We start from the raw sequence: 1,597 nt of genomic DNA, 5'->3' as shown, positions 1-1,597 counted from the left end.
GGCCGAGGCTGTGTGAAAACCCCGCCTCCGCTGGCATGATCTGAGCACCGGTCGATGGGTGCTCTGCATGAAGCGATTCGTGGATGGCGTTGATCGTTCCCAAGGACTTCTTCTCCCTGATCGGCTTGAAGACTACGTCCACGAAGACAACCCCGTTCGGGTGGTCGATGCCTTCGTCGAAGCACTCGACCTGAGTGCACTTGGCTTTGATGCCGCCAATCGCGCGGCCGGCGGTCGGCCCGCGTATCACCCCGCTGCGCTGCTCAAGATCTACATCTACGGTTACCTCAACCGCATCCAGTCGAGCCGTCGCCTGGAGCGGGAAGCGCAACGGAACCTAGAGCTGATCTGGCTGACCGGTCGACTGGCGCCGGACTTCAAGACCATTGCCGACTTCCGCAAGGACAACGGCAGCGCGATCACGGCCGTGTGCAGTCGGTTCGTCGCGCTGTGCCGGAACATGAAGGTCTTCTCGCACGCGATCGTGGCCATTGACGGCAGCAAGCTCAAGGCCGTGAACAGTCGGGATCGCAACTTCACCGTCGGCAAGATCAAGGGGCGCCGGAAGCAACTGGAGGACAGCGTTGCCCGCTATCTAGCCGAACTGGACCGTGCAGATCGCGACCCGGCCTTGCTGCCGGAGGGCCGCGTGCCGCACCTGAAGGACAAGCTGGCCAAGCTGCATGCTCAGATGGAGAAGTTGGACAGCATCGAAAAAGAGCTTGAGGCCTCTCCAGACCGCCAGATCTCGATGACGGATCCGGACGCGAGGTCAATGACCTCAAGCGGGCGCGCAACCGGCACCGTGGGCTACAACGTGCAAGCGGCCGTCGACGCCAAGCACCACCTGATCGTTGCATACGACGTGACGAATGACGGTCACGACCGTTCTCAGCTCTCACGCATGGCGATCAAAGCCAAGGATGCCCTTGGCGCCGAACACATGACGGCGCTTGCGGATCGCGGTTACTTCAGCGCCCCGGAGATCCTGGCGTGCGAGGAGGCAGGCGTCATCCCGCTGGTCCCCAAGCCGCTTACATCCAACGCCAAGGCCGAAGGTCGGTTCGACAAACGCGACTTCGTCTACGACGCAGCCGCCGATGAGTACGAATGCCCGGCGGGCGAACGGGCGATCCACCGCTTCACAACAGAGGAGAAGGGGCTGATCTTGCATAAGTACTGGTCATCCGCCTGCCCCCGTTGCCCGATCCGGAAGAAGTGCACGACTGCCAGCTACAGGCGTATCGGACGATGGGAGCACGAGCATGTGCTCGAGCGAATGCAGATGCTGCTGGATGCCAGGCCAGAAGCTGCCGTGGCACGAAGGCAGACGGTGGAGCATGTCTTCGGTACGCTCAAATCGTGGCTTGGCACGACGCCATTGCTGACCAAGACGCTACCGAAGGTCAAAACGGAGATCAGTTTGGCTGTTCTGGCCTACAACATGAAGCGGATGATCAAGATCATGGGCACCGAGGGCATGGTGCGGGCCATCGCAGCCTGAGCATCACGTTCTTTTGCTGCAGTGCTGGTTGCTCAAACTGGCTGCATCGTCGTCGGCAGTACCGCGCCCGGGAGTTTTTACACAGCCTCGGCC

At 61.4% G+C, this 1,597-nt stretch carries 1 protein-coding gene; it reads left to right on the top strand.

The genetic code is table 11. The annotated features are described in order from the left end of the window. Nucleotides 1–67 precede the first annotated feature (67 nt). Nucleotides 68–1,504, top strand: a complete 1,437-nt coding sequence (locus QMX78_RS21370) for an IS1182 family transposase (protein ID WP_282273452.1) — start codon at nt 68–70, stop codon at nt 1,502–1,504. Nucleotides 1,505–1,597 lie beyond the last annotated feature (93 nt).

Source organism: Stenotrophomonas sp. PS02298, from assembly GCF_029959445.1.
Lineage (GTDB): Bacteria > Pseudomonadota > Gammaproteobacteria > Xanthomonadales > Xanthomonadaceae > Stenotrophomonas.
Note: the sequence above shows the minus strand (reverse complement) of the source record. Positions and strands in the feature narration are given on the sequence as shown.

Bases quoted from the DNA above. Each gene is read 5' to 3' on its own strand.
- QMX78_RS21370 (WP_282273452.1), top strand. From the start codon at position 68: ATGAAGCGATTCGTGGATGGCGTTGATCGTTCCCAAGGACTTCTTCTC.